This window comes from Nitrobacter winogradskyi (assembly GCF_006539545.1).
Classification (GTDB): domain Bacteria; phylum Pseudomonadota; class Alphaproteobacteria; order Rhizobiales; family Xanthobacteraceae; genus Nitrobacter; species Nitrobacter winogradskyi_A.
The window spans coordinates 15,147-33,628 of record NZ_BJNF01000031.1 but is presented as its reverse complement, the minus strand read 5'-3'; the positions used below and the strand labels follow the sequence as shown (position 1 = coordinate 33,628).

The following is an 18,482-nucleotide window of genomic DNA, read 5'->3' as shown; positions in this document are numbered from 1 at the left end:
GGCGATGCCGATCGCTCTTCGGAAGGTTCGCCCTCACGGGCGACGACATGAGAGGCCACGATGGTGCAGCAGACGTTCACCGGTCGCAAGCGGGTTCGCAAGTTCTTTGGACATATCCGTGAAGTCGCGGAGATGCCGAACCTGATCGAGGTGCAGAAAGCCTCCTACGATCAGTTTTTGATGGTTGACGAGCCGGAGGGCGGCCGCCTGGACGAAGGCTTGCAGGCGGTTTTCAAATCAGTGTTTCCGATCAACGACTTCTCAGGCGCTTCTCAACTCGAATTCGTGCGCTATGAGTTCGAGGCTCCGAAATACGATGTCGACGAATGCCGCCAGCGCGGCATGACCTATGCCGCCCCGCTGAAGGTGACGCTGCGCCTCATCGTATTCGATATCGACGAGGAGACCGGTGCGAAGTCCGTGAAGGACATCAAGGAGCAGGACGTCTACATGGGCGACATTCCGCTCATGACGATGAACGGCACCTTTGTCGTCAACGGCACCGAGCGCGTCATCGTTTCGCAGATGCATCGTTCGCCCGGCGTGTTCTTCGATCACGACAAGGGCAAGACTCATTCGTCAGGCAAGCTGCTGTTTGCCGCGCGCGTGATTCCCTATCGCGGGTCGTGGCTCGACATCGAGTTCGACGCCAAGGACATCGTGTTCGCGCGCATCGACCGTCGCCGCAAGATTCCGGTGACGTCGCTGATGTTCGCCCTCGGCCTCGACGGCGAGGAGATCCTCAGCACGTTCTATAAGAAGATCATCTACAAGCGCGCGAAGTCCGGCGGTGGTTCGGACGGCTGGCGCGTGCCCTATGATCCGGTTCGTTTCCGCGGCTACTCGACGCTGAACGACCTGATCGACGCTGACACCGGCAAAGTCGTGCTCGAGGCCGGCAAGAAATTGACGGTTCGCGCCGCGCGCCAGCTCCAGGAGAAGGGGCTGAAAGCGCTGCGCATGAGCGACGAGGAGCTCGTCGGCATGTATCTGGCCGAAGACCTCGTCAATCCGAAGACCGGCGAGATCTATGCCGAAGCCGGCGAGGAGATTACCGAGAAGTCGCTGAAGGCGCTCAACGAGGAGGGGTACAAGGAGCTGCCGCTGCTCGACATCGACCACGTCAATGTCGGCCCCTACATCCGCAACACGCTGGCCGCCGACAAGAACATGACGCGCGAGGATGCGCTGTTCGACATCTACCGGGTGATGCGTCCGGGCGAGCCGCCGACGCTGGAGTCGGCGCAGAACATGTTCCAGTCTCTGTTCTTCGACGCCGAGCGCTACGACCTGTCCGCCGTCGGCCGGGTCAAGATGAACATGCGCCTCGACCTTGATGCGCCGGATACGTATCGCACGCTCCGCAAGGAGGACATCCTTGCGGTCATCAAGACGCTGGTCGACCTGCGCGACGGCAAGGGTGAGATCGACGATATCGACCACCTCGGCAACCGGCGCGTGCGCTCGGTGGGCGAACTGATGGAAAACCAGTATCGCGTCGGTCTGTTGCGCATGGAGCGGGCCATCAAGGAGCGAATGTCCTCCGTCGACATCGACACCGTGATGCCGCAGGACCTGATCAACGCGAAGCCCGCGGCTGCCGCGGTGCGTGAGTTCTTCGGATCGTCGCAACTCTCGCAATTCATGGATCAGACCAACCCGCTTTCGGAGATCACCCACAAGCGCCGCCTGTCGGCGCTTGGGCCGGGCGGCCTGACGCGCGAGCGCGCGGGCTTCGAGGTGCGCGACGTGCATCCGACGCACTACGGCCGCATCTGCCCGATCGAGACGCCGGAAGGCCCGAACATCGGCCTCATCAACTCGCTCGCGACGTTCGCGCGCGTCAACAAGTACGGTTTCGTCGAGACGCCGTATCGCAAGGTGAAGGACGGCCGCGTCACCGACGAGGTGGTCTATCTCTCGGCGATGGAGGAGGGGCGCTATCATGTCGCGCAGGCCAACCTGCCGCTCGACGCCCGTAGTCGCTTCACAGAGGATCTCGTGGTCTGCCGTCATGCCGGCGAAGTGCTGCCGGTGACGCCGGACAAGGTCGACTTCATGGATGTGTCGCCGAAGCAGCTCGTCTCGGTCGCGGCGGCTTTGATTCCGTTCCTGGAGAACGACGACGCCAACCGCGCGCTGATGGGCTCGAACATGCAGCGGCAGGCGGTGCCGCTGGTGCGCGCCGAGGCGCCGTTCGTCGGTACCGGCATGGAAGGCGTGGTTGCGCGCGACTCCGGCGCGGCGATCGCCGCGCGCCGCTCGGGCGTGATCGACCAGATCGATGCCACCCGCGTCGTCATCCGCGCGACGGAAGATCTCGATCCGACCAAGTCGGGCGTCGATATCTACCGTCTCATGAAGTATCAGCGCTCGAACCAGTCGACCTGCATCAACCAGCGTCCGCTGGTGAAGGTCGGCGACGTCGTCAGGAAGGGCGACATCATCGCGGACGGCCCGTCCACCGATCTCGGCGAGCTCGCGCTCGGCCGCAACGTGCTGGTCGCGTTCATGCCGTGGAACGGCTACAACTTCGAAGACTCGATCCTGCTCTCGGAGCGGATCGTCAAGGAAGATGTTTTCACCTCGATCCATATCGAGGAATTCGAAGTGATGGCCCGCGACACCAAGCTGGGGCCTGAGGAAATCACCCGCGACATTCCGAACGTTTCGGAAGAGGCGCTGAAGAGTCTCGACGAAGCCGGCATCGTCTACATCGGCGCCGAGGTCCGCGCGGGCGACATCCTGGTCGGCAAGATCACGCCGAAGGGCGAAAGCCCGATGACTCCGGAAGAAAAGCTGTTGCGCGCGATCTTCGGCGAGAAGGCTTCCGACGTTCGCGACACCAGTCTGCGCGTGCCTCCGGGCGTGCAGGGCACGATCGTGGAAGTCCGCGTCTTCAACCGTCACGGCGTCGACAAGGATGAGCGTGCGCTGGCGATCGAGCGGGAGGAGATCGAGCGTCTCGCCAAGGACCGCGACGACGAGCAGGCGATTCTCGATCGCAACGTGTACGGCCGTCTCGCTGATTTGCTCGAAAGCCGTCAGGGTATTGCCGGTCCGAAGGGTTTCAAGAAGGATACCAAGATCACCCGATCGGTGCTCGACGAATATCCGAAGTCGCAGTGGTGGCTGTTCGCATCGCCGAACGACAAGCTGATGGCCGAGATCGAGGCCATGCGGAAGCAATATGACGAGTCGAAGAAGGGCCTTGAGCAGCGCTTCCTCGACAAGGTTGAAAAGCTGCAGCGCGGCGACGAACTGCCGCCCGGCGTGATGAAGATGGTCAAGGTCTTTGTCGCCGTGAAGCGCAAGATCCAGCCGGGTGACAAGATGGCTGGCCGTCATGGCAACAAGGGCGTGGTCTCGAAGATCGTTCCGATCGAGGATATGCCGTTCCTCGAGGACGGCACCCACGCCGACATCGTGCTCAACCCGCTCGGCGTGCCCTCGCGCATGAACGTCGGTCAGATTCTCGAAACCCACCTCGGCTGGGCATGTGCCGGCCTTGGCAGGCGGATCGGGCAGGCCGTCGACGCCTATCTCGCGAGCGCGAAGCAGGAAACCAAGCCGCTGAAGGAGACCCTCAAGAAGGTCTACGGCGACAACGAGACCATCAAGTCGCTTGACGATCCCGAACTTGTCGAACTCGGCCGCAATCTGAGACGAGGCGTTCCGATCGCGACGCCGGTGTTCGATGGCGCCAAGGAAACCGATATCGAGCAGATGCTCGAACTCGCGGGCATGGACAAGTCAGGCCAGTCGACGGTGTATGACGGGCGGACCGGCGATCCGTTCGATCGCAAGGTCACGGTGGGCTACATCTACATGCTCAAGCTACACCACCTTGTCGATGACAAGATCCACGCGCGCTCGATCGGACCTTACTCGCTCGTCACCCAGCAACCGCTGGGCGGCAAGGCGCAGTTCGGCGGCCAGCGTTTCGGCGAAATGGAGGTGTGGGCGCTCGAGGCTTACGGTGCGGCTTACACGCTCCAGGAAATGCTGACGGTGAAATCGGATGACGTCGCGGGCCGTACCAAGGTCTATGAGGCGATCGTGCGCGGCGACGATACCTTCGAGGCGGGCATTCCGGAATCATTCAACGTGCTGGTCAAGGAAATGCGCTCACTGGGCCTGAATGTCGATCTGCATAACTCCAAGGTCGGCGACATGATGCCGACGTCCGAAGCAGCCGAGTAGCAGTTTGAGAATGCTTGTTTTCCTGGCGCGACGCATCACGCAGCGAGGCGTCGCAGAACCGGGACCGCAATGAGTTCCGCGGACCGTAGAGGTTTCGGATCGGCAGCGCAGCGGGCGCGCTGCGCAGCATCCGGAACGCGGCCGTCGAGGAGAAGACCATGAACCAAGAAGTAATGAACTTATTCAATCCGACGACTCCGGCCCAGGTCTTCGACCAGATCCGGATTTCGATCGCGTCGCCGGAGAAAATTTTGTCGTGGTCCTACGGCGAGATCAAGAAGCCGGAAACGATCAACTACCGCACGTTCAAGCCGGAGCGTGACGGCCTGTTCTGCGCGCGCATCTTCGGGCCGATCAAGGACTACGAGTGCCTGTGCGGCAAGTACAAGCGGATGAAGTACAAGGGGATCATCTGCGAGAAGTGCTCGGTCGAGGTGACGCTGTCTCGCGTACGCCGCGAGCGCATGGGTCATATCGAGCTGGCTGCGCCCGTCGCCCACATTTGGTTCCTGAAGTCGCTGCCCTCCCGCATCGGCCTTCTGCTCGACATGACGCTGAAGGATCTCGAGCGCATTCTCTATTTCGAATACTACGTCGTTCTGGAGCCCGGCCTCACCGCGCTCAAGGACCGTCAGCTGCTGTCGGAAGAAGAGTACCTTCGCGCGCAGGACGAATACGGCCAGGACAGCTTCACTGCCATGATCGGCGCAGAAGCGATCCGCGAACTGCTGAAGGGACTCGAACTCGAAAGACTGGAGGCCGAGCTCCGCGCGGAGATGCAGGCGACCGAGTCCGACATCAAGCACAAGAAGCTCGCCAAGCGCCTGAAGATCGTCGAAGCCTTTCGCTTTTCCGGCAACAAGCCGGAGTGGATGATCCTCACCGTGGTGCCGGTGATTCCGCCGGATCTGCGTCCGCTGGTGCCGCTCGACGGCGGCCGCTTCGCCACGTCCGACCTCAATGACCTGTATCGCCGCGTCATCAACCGCAACAACCGCCTGAAGCGGCTGATGGAGCTGCGTGCGCCCGACATCATCATCCGCAACGAGAAGCGAATGCTTCAGGAAGCGGTCGATGCGCTGTTCGACAACGGCCGTCGCGGCCGCGTCATCACTGGCGCGAACAAGCGCCCGTTGAAGTCGCTCGCCGACATGCTGAAGGGCAAGCAGGGACGCTTCCGCCAGAACCTCCTCGGCAAGCGCGTCGATTATTCCGGACGCTCCGTCATCGTTGTCGGTCCCGAACTGAAGCTGCATCAGTGCGGCCTGCCGAAGAAGATGGCGCTGGAGCTGTTCAAGCCGTTCATCTATTCGCGGCTTGATGCCAAGGGGCTGTCCACGACGGTGAAGCAGGCCAAAAAACTCGTCGAAAAGGAACGTCCCGAGGTCTGGGACATTCTCGATGAGGTCATTCGCGAACATCCGGTGCTGCTGAACCGCGCGCCGACGCTGCATAGGCTCGGTATTCAGGCGTTCGAACCGACCCTGATCGAGGGCAAGGCGATTCAGCTTCATCCGCTGGTTTGCGCCGCCTTTAACGCCGACTTCGACGGCGACCAGATGGCCGTGCACGTTCCGCTTTCGCTCGAGGCGCAGTTGGAAGCGCGCGTGCTGATGATGTCGACCAACAACATCCTGCACCCGGCGAACGGTCAGCCGATCATCGTTCCCAGCCAGGACATCGTGCTCGGTCTTTATTACCTTTCGATCATGCGTGAAGGCTTGCCCGGTGAGGGTAAGGTGTTCGGCGATATGGCCGAGCTGGAGCACGCGCTGCATTCGGGTGTCATCCATCTTCACACCAGCATCAAGTATCGCTGGGATCAGACCGACGAGAACGGTGAGCCGATCAAGCGTCTGATCGACACGACCGCCGGCCGCGTCATGCTAGGCCAGGTGCTGCCGAAGTCGCAGAAGATATCGTTTGACGCCATCAACAAGCTGATGACCAAGCGCGAAATCTCCGGCGTGATCGATCAGGTCTATCGCCATTGCGGCCAGAAGGAGACGGTGATCTTCTGCGATCGCATCATGGCGCTCGGCTTCTACAACGCGTTCAAGGCCGGCATCTCCTTCGGCAAGGACGACATGGTCGTCCCGCATGGGAAGTGGAAGATCGTCGACACCACGCGCGCGCTGGCGAAGGATTTCGAGCAGCAGTACAACGACGGCCTGATCACGCATGGCGAGAAATACAACAAGGTCGTTGACGCATGGTCCAAGGCGACGGAAGAAATCGCCAAGGAGATGATGAAGGAAATTTCTTCGACCAAGAAGGACGCCAAGGGCATCGAGGCCCAGATCAACTCGATCTACATGATGGCGCATTCCGGCGCGCGAGGCTCGCCCGCCCAGATGCGCCAGCTCGCCGGCATGCGCGGCCTGATGGCGAAGCCGTCGGGCGAGATCATCGAGACGCCGATCATCTCCAACTTCAAGGAGGGGCTGTCGGTTCTCGAATACTTCAACTCGACCCATGGCGCCCGCAAGGGTCTCGCGGACACCGCATTGAAGACGGCGAACTCGGGCTATCTGACCCGCCGCCTGGTCGACGTCGCGCAGGATTGCATCATCACCCAGGATGACTGCGGCACCAAGCTCGGCATCAAGATGCGCGCCATCGTCGATGCCGGCACGGTAGTGGCGTCGCTGGGGTCGCGCATCCTGGGCCGCACGGCCTGCGAAGACATCCGTAATCCCGCGAGCAACGAGGTGCTGATCGAGCGCAACACCTTGATGGAAGAAAGCCATGTCGATCAGATCTCGAAGGCTGGCATCCAGGAGGTCAAGATCCGCTCGGCCTTGACCTGCGAACTGGTCAACGGCATCTGCGGCAAGTGCTACGGCCGTGATCTGGCCCGCGGCACGCCCGTCAATCACGGCGAGGCGGTCGGCGTCATCGCGGCGCAGTCGATCGGTGAGCCCGGCACGCAGCTCACGATGCGCACGTTCCATATCGGCGGCGCCGCGCAGATCAACGAGCAGTCGGTGATCGAGTCGAACTTCGACGGCAAGATCACGATCAGGAACAAGGCGATCGCAAGAAACGGCGAAGGTCATCTGGTTGCGATGGTGCGCAATATGGTGGTCGCGGTTGTCGATGCGGACGGCACCGAACGCGCAACCCACCGTATTCAGTACGGCGCGCGCATGCACGTTGACGAAGGCGACATGGTCAAGCGCGGCCAGCGTATCGCCGAGTGGGATCCCTATACCCGGCCGGTTCTGACAGAGCTTGAGGGCACCATCGGATTCGAAGACCTGATCGAAGGTCAGTCGATCTCCGAGACGCTCGATGAATCCACCGGTATCGCCAAGCGCATCGTCATCGACTGGCGCGGTACGCGTGGCGGGGCGGATCTGCGTCCGGCTATCGTGATCAAGGGCAAGGACGGCAAGGTGCTGAAGCTTCCCCGTGGCGGCGACGCCCGCTACATGCTGTCGGTCGACGCCATTCTGTCGGTCGACGTCGACGCCAAGGTGAAGCCCGGCGATATCCTTGCGCGTATCTCGACCGAGAGCGCCAAGACCCGCGACATCACCGGCGGTCTTCCGCGAGTGGCCGAACTGTTCGAGGCTCGCAAGCCGAAAGATGCGGCAATCATCGCGGAAATCGCCGGTACGATCCGGTTCGGTCGCGATTACAAGAACAAGCGCCGCATCTCGATAGAGCCGGTTGACCAGGAAGAGGAGACCCGCGAGTACCTCATTCCGAAGGGCAAGCATATCCATCTGCAGGACGGCGATATCGTCGAGAAGGGTGACTTTATCGTCGATGGCAATCCCGCGCCGCACGACATCCTGGCGATCAAGGGCATCGAGGAACTCGCTGCCTATCTGGTCAACGAGATCCAGGAAGTCTATCGCTTGCAGGGCGTGCTCATCAACGACAAGCACATCGAGGTGATTGTTCGTCAGATGCTCCAGAAGGTCGAGATTATCGATCAGGGCGAGACCGACATGATCTCGGGCGAGCAGATCGACAAGATCGAGTTCGACCGGCTCAACCTCAAGGCTCAGGAAGAAGGCAAGAAGATCGCCACGGGAACGCCGGTCCTTCTCGGCATCACCAAGGCCAGCCTGCAGACCCGCTCGTTCTTCTCGGCGGCGTCATTCCAGGAGACCACGCGTGTGCTCACCGAGGCCGCCGTCAACGGCAAGGTGGACCCGCTAGAGGGCCTGAAGGAAAACGTCATCGTCGGTCGGCTCATTCCAGCCGGTACCGGCGCGTCGATGGCCAAGATCCGCGAAGTTGCAGTCAAGCGCGACAGGTTGATTCTCGACGAGCGGGAAAAGCAGGCGGCGATCGTGCCGTCCGCCCCCGAAGCCGAACCGCTGGCGCTTCCGCCGGCAGAGTAGGAATCGGTGGATATCAGTTGAAGAAAGGCCGGCGTGAGCCGGCCCTTTTTTAAGGTATACGCCGCTTCAGACCACTACCGCTGAGGCTTTACGGGAAGCCGGTCCTGGTCAGACGTTAAGCCAATCTGCCTTCGGGTGATTGCGGGGGCGGCGGCAGTGCCGGCGGCGGTGTCCGGGATTTTTTCGCCGATCGTATCAGACCCTCAGCCAGCCTTATGATAAATCGCGCCCACCGGCGTGCACGCCACGTCAGGCCGTTGTCGAGCGACAGCGAACGAAGATGCCAGGCCTTCGCTGCCGACGTTGCGTCACATTCTATTTTGACGGGGTCATCGTAAAACATCTCGATCTTGGTGCGGTCCATGCCTTCGGTGGCGAGCCAGTGCGGGATATGGTGGTTGCAAAGCTGCTCGACGTCAGTGAACACCTTGTCTGTGCCGGTGCCCGCGGCCGGGCACGAGGTCGCAAATGCGTCGCCGATGACCACGACCCCGGCCTGTCGATGATTTTCCGTGACGTACAAATCGGCTGGCCGGATCTTGATCTGTCCACTTACCTTGAAGCCGCCGGTTATGCGGTCGAGGCCGGGCATCATCGCGCTCATCGCCGCTTCGGGATTCTCACGAAACTCGTGAAACCAGATGTCGTTCATCGACCGATAGACCATCAAGTTGGCTCGCATGGTATTACCGATCGGAAACAGCGTCAGGTAGGCCATGCGATCGCTCGACCGCTTTGGCCAGTAGGTCAGGGCAGGGAAGGGCAACACCGGGCGATCGATCGGCTCAACGTCAAAGCCGAGCGTCACCGAATGACATTCGCTGATGACACGTCGCCCAAGTCCGAGAAAATGGCGCAGGCTGATGCTGAGCCCGTTAGCGAGCACAATCAGGCGCGCCGAAATTTCTTCGCCATTCGCCAGCACCACGCGCTGACGTTCGTCACTCGTCGCGACTTCGGTGACCTTGGTATAAAACCTCTCGATGCTGGATGGAATCTGCGCGCGCATGGCATTGACCAGAGTGTCGTACATCGCGCCGTACTGATCGCTTGGCTTTCTTGCCACAACGAAACCGAACCGCGCTTCCCACACCTCACCGTCGAGCGCCGTCGCTTGCAGTATCTGCTTGTCGAGACCCGCATTGCGCAGTCGTAGAATTTGACTGCCGTCAAGCTTTTCGCAGCGCAGGTCGGGTAAGTACGTCGCGTGCGGATCGATCAAGATCGCAGGAATACCTGCGCGGCCCAGCATCGCGGCCGCCGTTGAGCCGGCTAATCCGCCGCCAACAATCGCAATGTCGGTGTAGCGCATGGATCCGCCCTTGTTTATCCGGGCTAATCAATGCGCCGCAAAAGCAAACAAACTTTGAAGGTCGCCCGGAGAACGACCGGATCGATCGGGCGTGGCTTAACCAAAAAGAAATCCGGGGAAGGCCAGTATTGCCCACGGGGTGGATCGCCGAGGATGATCCGAGGCGTCTGATGATTTCAGTAAACATTTGTTCACCAACGCCGGACCTGATGGCGCCATGGGACGACCTCGTTCGGCGGGCGTCTTCAAACGTATTCATGAATCCCGTGGCCCTGATGGCCGCGAACGAGAGCGGGTTTGCGAGCATCCGTGTTCTGCTGGCGTGGAATGATAGCGCCGGATTCAAGAAGCTGGTCGGTGTCTGGGCTTTTCAGGTCCGCAAGATTTTGCCGATGTGGCCGGCGGTGCTTGAAGCATTGCCCTACAACTACGCCTTTCTTTCAAACCCCGTCGTCGATCCGGCTTTCGTTCGCGAGGTCATTCCAGCCTTTTTATCGGCGATCCGTGACAGTCGCTCGCTGCCCAAGGTGATCAGCCTGAAATCCCTTGATGCCGAGGCAGAGAACTTCGAAACACTTATCGAGGTGCTGACGGAGCAGGGTTGCGCGTGCCTCAGGATGTCCGACAGCACGCGTCCTTTCGCTACTCCTGAGGCTGGCGTGAAACGGTCGGGCTCGACCCGGAAGAAGCTGCGGCAGGATTGGAACCGGCTCTCCGCCGCAGGCAGTGTCGATATTGTCAATCTCCGTGCTCCGGATACGCGAGAGGCGTTCGAGACGTTTCTCGAACTGGAAGCCGCAAGCTGGAAAGGAGCGCGTGGCACGGCATTGTTGTGCAGGCCGGCGGACGCGGCTTTCGCCAGACAGATGGTTGCCGCGCTCGCCGAACGTGGCGATGCTTCGGTTGCCTTGCTTCGTGTTGATCGGCGCGCCATCGCCGCGCAGGTGCTGATGTATTGCGGCGCCACGGCCTATACGTGGAAAACGGCCTTCGATCCTGGCTACGCGAAATACTCGCCCGGCATGCTGCTGATCGACAGGATCACGGACGATCTGCTGAGCTCCGCGGAGATCAGAGCGATCAATTCCTGCTCCTACGAAGGAAGCTTCATGGGTCAACTCTGGGCGGGGCACCGGAGAATGGCCGATCTGCTGGTCAATGTCGGGCGGGATCGATCTCTGGCCTTCTCGCTGGAGGTCGCCCGCCAACGAGGCTACGAACAGCTTCGCCGTCTTCGCGACCGGGTTCGGAGCTGGTCAGCTTCCGCCAGCCCCAAAGCAAGAAAGTAAGCTTGTGACGCACCGTCTTTGGCCTGCTTCAAAAGCGTGGTCGGGAAATGGAGGCTGCAGGTCGGAGCCGTCAATCCGGTGTGGGTTGCCTTTAGCTACGCAAAGGACGACACTGCAACCGCCGGTTTTGACCTGCCGCAAGAACCGGTGATCGTGGGACCATGGTGCACAGGCCAAAGAACAGCCTTCTGGCGAGCATACCGGATACGGAATGGATCGAAGTTCAGAAGCTGTGTGAGTTTGTCAAACTTCCACTCGGTTGCGTGCTGTATGAGCCGCGCGGCCCGTTCGATTATGTGTACTTCCCTGAAACCGCGATCATCTCCAACGTTGCCCCGCTCAAGGCCGACAAGACAGCCGAGACCTCAACCACGGGACGGGAGGGTATGATCAACATCGGGGCGATCATGGGCGATGATCAATCCATGCATCGCGCCGTCGTCCAGGTGTCCGGTGACAGCATCCGCATCGCCTTTCAGGATTTTCAGGAGTTGCAAGCGCGTCTGCCGGTTTTTCGGCGCAAGCTCAACGCTTACTCGCGGGCGTTTCTTGCGCAGGTGATGCAGTCCGTTGCGTGCAACGCCAGCCATACGCTTCTCCAGCGCTGCGCGCGATGGTTGTTGAAGTCTCACGATCGCGTCGATGGTGACGACCTTCGGCTCACTCAGCAATTCCTTGCCGAAATGCTTGTGGTCAGCCGCGTGGCCGTTAACGCCGAGTTGCAGAAGTTTCAGCAACAGCAGGTTCTCACATATAGCCGAGGTATCATTACCGTGCTGGACCGCAAGCTTCTGGAGCGCACATCCTGCGAATGCTATCGCGCGGTCCGGCGAGAGTACGACAGGCTACTGCCCGGCTCTTTCACCAAATAAAATTGCCAACTATGTAAACTAGTTGGCTATACCGTCGCTGTTTCCATCGGTACACAAAGAAATTCAAAGATAATAGAGGAGCGCACCGATGCCGCGACACATCTCTTTTTACGATGAATCCCTGGGTAAGCAGATCGACGGTTCATACACTTCCGATGGCAAGGTGATCCATGCCGGTTCGGGATCGCTGGGCGCGAAAAGCGCGACCATTGGCCACCTTGGCAACGCCACCACATTTCCGGTTGATCAGGTCGGTCAGGATTTGCTGGCGCAGAGGCTGCTGAGCGAGCTGGCTCAGCGCGAAGCAAAGAACGGCCACGGTCACGGCCACTAAGTCGTCGTCAAACGGATGATGTGAACCGCTCATGCGGTTCACATAGTCTTTTTCTACCGCGGAGGGGCCTTACGTTGGCCCCGCTGCAGGTGGCTGTGGTTTAAGCGGCCACCTTCGAACCTCTGCTCAGGCTTTCGGGCTCTCTTCCGCTTCACGCGTAGCAGGCGGGCCCGGGCTGATCACTCCCGCAGATGTGTTGATCGTTTGAAAGGGCAGAGCGGTAGTCGCCTGCCTTTGACGTCGCAAGGTTTCGGTGTCCGGCACGAGCGAGAAGTAGCGTCGTGTCGCTCAGCTTGTCATCTGCGCGTGAGATTCTGCATCTCTTCCCCATAGCCTTATCGTGCAACGCCATCCTTGGTCTTGATCCAAGAGGGCATCGGTTTGCGTGAAGACAGCGCGTCAGATCAAGTTCATGGGGCCACGCTTCTGATCCCGTTCAGAATCGGAATTGGAAAGGCGCTGGCGATAACTCATCAGCCCCTCGCCGATTGGCAGACAACAACACGGCTCCGCGAATTTCGTGGCGCCGCAAGCCATCTGCCTCGGCCAGTTCCGCCTGAGTCTGTAGATTCGGCTCGATAGATTCGGTTCGATCTGCATCCTGTCCCGCTCATGAGGGCTGACGGCCCCGGCGAAATCGACCTGAGTCGCGCGATGCCGGGGTAGTGCTCTGATTCGCGCTATCGGGATCCAGTCCGGCGATGGGTCGGGCAGGGAGCGGGATTCCGTCGTGTCATTCTGTTGAGCGAGCAGGGGACGGCTACGGCGGTTTTCGCTCGAAACGGATGTTGAATCTTAGAAAAATAACGTAAAAACAATTACTTGGGATTTGTTTCCGATGCAAATTGGGAGCAGAAGAATCTGATGGCGTCGCGGGGCTGTACGCGCTCAAAAGACCATAGTTTCGAACGGCTTCCGGTAGTCGGCGCGCACTCGTTCCTGTTGAAACCGGTTGAGGCGGGGCCGGTCGCATGAAACGGTCAGAAGTGCCTCTGGTGTGGCGGATCAGCCTTGACTTGACGAGTCGCGATGGATAAAACCCGCGCACTTAACGGCAGGCGGTGAGCTACGCCAGCGTCGGAACGGACCACCCTTTCTATCTGGTTTGATTGATAGACGGGCACCAACCTCGACGAATGCTGCTCAGACGCTGCCGCAATAGCCAGGCAATGCCAGGACCATAGTCATCTCTTGAGCGAAATCTCTTGAGGTTGATTTCGGATACATGACCTCGGTAGAGGCTGGCCGGTTCGTTCCGGCTGGCGTTGATCGTGGTCCTCTGTGGTGTCGAAGCGCTTCCCGCTCAGCAGTGAACGGTTGGCGCGGTTTCGTTTTGCGTGAACCGATTCACGCATCGCGAGCGTGTGGGCGGTAGCTCCGGACGAAGTGCGAAACCGATCGGGGTTTTGCGTAAATATAAGGGTGAAGGCGAACGATGCCGACGATCAACCAGCTGATCGCAAGTCCGCGCGTCCTACAAAAGTCGCGCAAGAAGGTGCCAGCGTTGCAGCAATCGCCGCAAAAGCGCGGGGTGTGCACGCGTGTTTACACCACGACGCCGAAGAAGCCGAACTCGGCGCTGCGCAAGGTCGCCAAGGTGCGCCTGACCAATGGCTTCGAGGTCATCGGTTATATTCCGGGTGAAGGCCACAACCTTCAGGAACATTCCGTGGTGATGATTCGCGGCGGCCGCGTGAAGGACTTGCCGGGCGTGCGCTATCACATCCTCCGCGGCGTCCTCGACACGCAGGGCGTCAAGAACCGCAAGCAGCGCCGTTCGAAGTACGGCGCGAAACGTCCGAAGTAAGCGGGAACAGAAACGATGTCACGTCGCCACTCTGCCGAAAAGCGTGAAGTGTTGCCCGACCCGAAGTTCGGAAACGTCGTCATTACGAAGTTCATGAACTCGATCATGTATGCGGGGAAGAAGTCGGTCGCCGAAAGCATCGTCTACGGCGCGCTCGACCTGATCGAGGCCAAGACCAAGCAGGGGCCGCTGACCGTTTTCGAGCAGGCGCTCGAGAACGTGATGCCGACCATCGAAGTGCGGTCCCGCCGCGTTGGCGGCGCCACTTATCAGGTGCCGGTGGAAGTTCGCTCGACTCGCCGTCAGGCGCTGGGCATTCGCTGGCTGATCACAGCTGCGCGGGGGCGCAATGAAAAGACGATGACGGAGCGGCTTTCGGCTGAACTGCTCGACGCGTCGAACAACCGGGGCAGTGCGGTCAAGAAGCGGGAAGACGTGCACAAGATGGCGGAAGCCAACCGTGCGTTCTCGCACTATCGCTGGTAACGGCGACACAACAGGAATTTTAAGGACAGCTCCATGCCCCGCCAACATGCCATCGAGGATTACCGTAACTTCGGTATCATGGCGCATATCGACGCCGGCAAGACCACCACGACCGAGCGTATCCTTTATTACACCGGCAAGAGCCACAAGATCGGCGAGGTGCACGAAGGTGCGGCGACGATGGACTGGATGACGCAGGAGCAGGAGCGCGGCATCACCATCACCTCGGCTGCGACCACCGCGTTCTGGGACGGCAAGCGTCTGAATATCATCGACACTCCGGGTCACGTCGACTTCACCATCGAGGTGGAGCGCTCCTTGCGCGTGCTCGACGGGGCCGTATGCGTGCTCGACTCCAACCAGGGTGTCGAGCCGCAGACCGAAACGGTCTGGCGTCAGGGCGACAAGTACAAGGTGCCGCGCATCGTCTTCTGCAACAAGATGGATAAGACCGGCGCCGACTTCTACAAGTGTCTTGCTGACATCGTCGATCGTCTCGGTGCGCGTCCTGTTGCATTGCAGTTGCCGATTGGCTCCGAAAGCAACTTCAAGGGCATGGTCGACCTCGTCCGCATGAAGGCGCTGGTCTGGAACAACGAAGCGCTGGGCGCGATGTATGACATCGTAGATATCCCGGCTGACCTCGCCGACAAGGCAAAGGAATATCGCGAGAAGCTGGTGGAGGCCGCCGTCGAACTCGATGACGATGCCATGGCTGCCTATCTCGACGGTACCGAGCCCGACGAAGCCACGTTGAAGAAGCTGATCCGCAAGGCAGTGCTGACCGGCGCTTTCTATCCGGTACTGTGCGGCACGGCGTTCAAGAACAAGGGCGTTCAGCCGCTGCTTGATGCCGTGGTCGCCTATCTGCCGTCGCCGCTCGACGTTCCGGCTATCAAGGGCGTTGATGACAAAGGCAACGAAATTGTCCGTCACGCCGACGACAAGGAGCCGATGTCGCTGCTGGCGTTCAAGATCATGGACGACCCCTTCGTCGGTACGATTACGTTCTGCCGTATCTATTCCGGCATTCTTCAGAGCGGCACCGGCGTCGTCAATTCGACCCGCGAGAAGAAAGAGCGCATCGGCCGGATGTTGCTGATGCATGCGAACAATCGTGAAGATATCAAGGAAGCCTATGCCGGCGACATCGTCGCGCTGGCCGGCCTGAAGGAAGCGCGCACCGGCGACACGCTGTGCGATTCCGCTCATCAGGTGATTCTCGAAAAGATGGAGTTTCCTGATCCGGTCATCGAGATTGCGATCGAGCCAAAGTCCAAGGCAGACCAGGAAAAGCTGGGTATCGCGCTGGCGAAACTCGCGGCTGAGGATCCGTCGTTCCGCGTCTCCACCGACCAGGAGTCCGGCCAGACCATCCTCAAGGGCATGGGCGAACTCCATCTCGACATCAAGGTCGATATTCTCAAGCGCACCTACAAGGTCGACGCCAATATCGGCGCGCCGCAGGTGGCGTTCCGCGAGCGCGTCACCAAGCGCGTCGAGCACAGCTACACCCACAAGAAGCAGACCGGCGGCACCGGCCAGTTCGCGGCGGTGACGCTGATCGTCGAGCCGAGCGAACCCGGCAAAGGCTACGAGTTCGAGTCGAAGATCGTCGGCGGCGCCGTGCCGAAGGAATACATCCCCGGCGTGGAGAAGGGCATCGAGAGCGTGCTCAGCTCGGGCGTGGTCGCCGGCTTCCCTGTTGTCGACGTCAAGGTGCAGTTGATCGACGGCAAGTTCCATGATGTCGACTCGTCAGCATTGGCGTTCGAAATTGCAACGCGCGCCTGCTTCCGTGAGGCTCTGCAGAAGGGCAAGTCGGTGCTGCTGGAGCCGATCATGAAGGTCGAGGTGGTGACGCCGGAAGACTATACCGGATCGGTCATCGGCGATCTCAATTCGCGGCGCGGCCAGATCCAGGGTCAGGACATGCGCGGCAACGCCAACGTCATCAACGCGATGGTGCCGCTCATGAACATGTTCGGCTACGTGAACAATCTGCGCTCGATGAGTCAGGGGCGCGCGACCTTTACGATGCAATTCGATCATTACGCGGAAGCGCCGGCGAATGTGTCGGCGGAAGTCCAGAAAAAGTTTGCCTGATTGTCGCTGGCGACAGTCGACGACTGAACGGAGAGTCAAATGGCCAAAGCAAAGTTTGAACGTAACAAGCCGCATTGCAACATTGGTACGATCGGTCACGTCGACCATGGCAAGACCTCATTGACGGCAGCGATCACGAAGGTTCTTGCGGAAGCTGGCGGAGCGACGTTCACGGCATACGACCAGATTGACAAGGCTCCTGAGGAGAAGGCGCGCGGCATCACGATTTCGACGTCGCATGTCGAGTATGAGACGCCGAACCGCCACTACGCCCATGTCGACTGCCCGGGCCATGCCGACTACGTGAAGAACATGATCACGGGCGCGGCGCAGATGGATGGCGCCATTCTGGTCGTGTCGGCTGCGGACGGCCCGATGCCTCAGACGCGCGAGCACATTCTCCTGGCGCGCCAGGTCGGCGTTCCGGCGATCGTGGTGTTTTTGAACAAGTGCGACATGGTCGACGATCCGGAGCTTCTGGAACTGGTCGAGATGGAGGTTCGGGAGCTTTTGTCGAAGTACGAGTTTCCCGGCGACGACATTCCGATCATCAAGGGCTCGGCGCTGGCGGCGCTGGAGGACTCCGATGTCAAGCTTGGCAAGGAAGCGGTGCTTGAACTGATGAAGGCGGTTGACGCCTACATCCCGCAGCCCGAGCGGCCGATCGATCAGCCGTTCCTGATGCCGGTCGAGGACGTGTTCTCGATTTCCGGTCGCGGTACCGTTGTGACCGGACGAGTTGAACGCGGCATTGTCAAGGTCGGCGAGGAAATCGAGATCGTTGGTATTCGCGAGACGCAGAAGACGACGGTGACGGGCGTGGAGATGTTCCGCAAGCTTCTCGATCAGGGGCAGGCGGGCGACAACATCGGGGCGCTGCTGCGCGGCACCAAGCGCGAGGACGTGGAGCGCGGTCAGGTTCTGTGCAAGCCGGGCTCTGTGAAGCCGCACACCAAGTTCAAGGCGGAAGCCTACATCCTGACCAAGGAGGAAGGTGGCCGTCACACGCCGTTTTTCACCAACTATCGGCCGCAGTTCTATTTCCGCACCACGGATGTGACCGGGGTGGTGCACCTTCCGGCCGGCACCGAGATGGTGATGCCGGGCGACAACGTCGCGATGGAGGTGCATCTGATTGTGCCGATCGCCATGGAGGAGAAGCTGCGTTTCGCCATCCGCGAGGGCGGTCGTACCGTCGGCGCGGGCGTCGTCGCCAGCATCATCGAGTAAGGACAAGGGAATTGCGAATAGCGAGTGGCGAATAGAACACCTTCTATTTCGCTATTCGCTACTCACTACTCACTATTCGCTTTTCAAAGAGAGACACGGCAATGAACGGCCAGAATATCCGCATCCGACTCAAGGCGTTCGATCATCGGATCCTTGATACGTCGACCCGCGAGATCGTGAACACCGCGAAACGCACCGGCGCGCAGGTCCGCGGACCGATTCCGCTGCCGACGAGAATCGAGAAATTTACGGTCAACCGTTCGCCGCACGTCGACAAGAAGAGCCGCGAGCAGTTCGAGATGCGGACGCACAAGCGCCTTCTCGATATCGTCGATCCGACGCCTCAGACAGTCGATGCCTTGATGAAGCTTGATCTGGCTGCGGGCGTCGACGTGGAGATCAAGCTCTGACGCAGCAGCTTGCCGCCGTTTTCGGATCGGCGGCATGCGGAAAGTCAGAACGAAGTTTTGGAACAGTCCGATCGT

11 protein-coding genes are annotated in these 18,482 nt (G+C 60.2%); 10 read left to right on the top strand and 1 reads right to left on the bottom strand.

The window, feature by feature from the left end:
• The first annotated feature begins 60 nt into the window (after positions 1–60).
• Complete coding sequence (gene rpoB, locus NWI01_RS07300; RefSeq protein ID WP_141383231.1) at positions 61–4,203, top strand: DNA-directed RNA polymerase subunit beta; 4,143 nt, start codon at positions 61–63, stop codon at positions 4,201–4,203.
• A 158-nt stretch (positions 4,204–4,361) separates the two neighbouring features.
• Complete coding sequence (gene rpoC / locus NWI01_RS07295; RefSeq protein ID WP_141383230.1) at positions 4,362–8,561, top strand: DNA-directed RNA polymerase subunit beta'; 4,200 nt, start codon at positions 4,362–4,364, stop codon at positions 8,559–8,561.
• A 115-nt stretch (positions 8,562–8,676) separates the two neighbouring features.
• Here rpoC and NWI01_RS07290 read toward each other — a convergent pair whose 3' ends face one another.
• Complete coding sequence (locus NWI01_RS07290; RefSeq protein ID WP_141383229.1) at positions 8,677–9,873, bottom strand: FAD-dependent oxidoreductase; 1,197 nt, start codon at positions 9,871–9,873, stop codon at positions 8,677–8,679.
• Between the two features lie 170 nt (positions 9,874–10,043).
• Between NWI01_RS07290 and NWI01_RS07285 the strand changes: the two genes are divergently transcribed.
• From NWI01_RS07285 to rpsJ, 8 genes are all read left to right on the top strand, one after another.
• The gene (locus NWI01_RS07285) at positions 10,044–11,162 is read left to right on the top strand and encodes a GNAT family N-acetyltransferase (RefSeq protein WP_141383228.1); all 1,119 of its coding nucleotides are present in this window, start codon (positions 10,044–10,046) and stop codon (positions 11,160–11,162) included.
• Between the two features lie 161 nt (positions 11,163–11,323).
• Complete coding sequence (locus tag NWI01_RS07280) at positions 11,324–12,034, top strand: Crp/Fnr family transcriptional regulator (RefSeq protein ID WP_141383227.1); 711 nt, start codon at positions 11,324–11,326, stop codon at positions 12,032–12,034.
• Between the two features lie 88 nt (positions 12,035–12,122).
• Positions 12,123–12,368 (top strand): hypothetical protein, encoded by a 246-nt coding sequence (locus tag NWI01_RS07275; protein ID WP_141383226.1) that lies wholly within the window; start codon positions 12,123–12,125, stop codon positions 12,366–12,368.
• Between the two features lie 1,435 nt (positions 12,369–13,803).
• The gene (gene rpsL, locus NWI01_RS07270; protein ID WP_011314637.1) at positions 13,804–14,175 is read left to right on the top strand and encodes a 30S ribosomal protein S12; all 372 of its coding nucleotides are present in this window, start codon (positions 13,804–13,806) and stop codon (positions 14,173–14,175) included.
• Between the two features lie 15 nt (positions 14,176–14,190).
• Positions 14,191–14,661, top strand: a complete 471-nt coding sequence (gene rpsG, locus NWI01_RS07265; RefSeq protein WP_011314638.1) for a 30S ribosomal protein S7 — start codon at positions 14,191–14,193, stop codon at positions 14,659–14,661.
• 33 nt (positions 14,662–14,694) lie between these two features.
• Positions 14,695–16,767, top strand: a complete 2,073-nt coding sequence (gene fusA, locus NWI01_RS07260; protein ID WP_141383225.1) for an elongation factor G — start codon at positions 14,695–14,697, stop codon at positions 16,765–16,767.
• A 39-nt stretch (positions 16,768–16,806) separates the two neighbouring features.
• Positions 16,807–17,997 (top strand): elongation factor Tu, encoded by a 1,191-nt coding sequence (tuf, locus tag NWI01_RS07255; protein ID WP_141383224.1) that lies wholly within the window; start codon positions 16,807–16,809, stop codon positions 17,995–17,997.
• A gap of 101 nt (positions 17,998–18,098) precedes the next feature.
• Positions 18,099–18,407 carry a 30S ribosomal protein S10 gene (gene rpsJ, locus NWI01_RS07250; protein ID WP_002712302.1) on the top strand — a complete coding sequence of 103 codons (309 nt, stop codon included), beginning with the start codon at positions 18,099–18,101 and terminating at the stop codon, positions 18,405–18,407.
• Positions 18,408–18,482 lie beyond the last annotated feature (75 nt).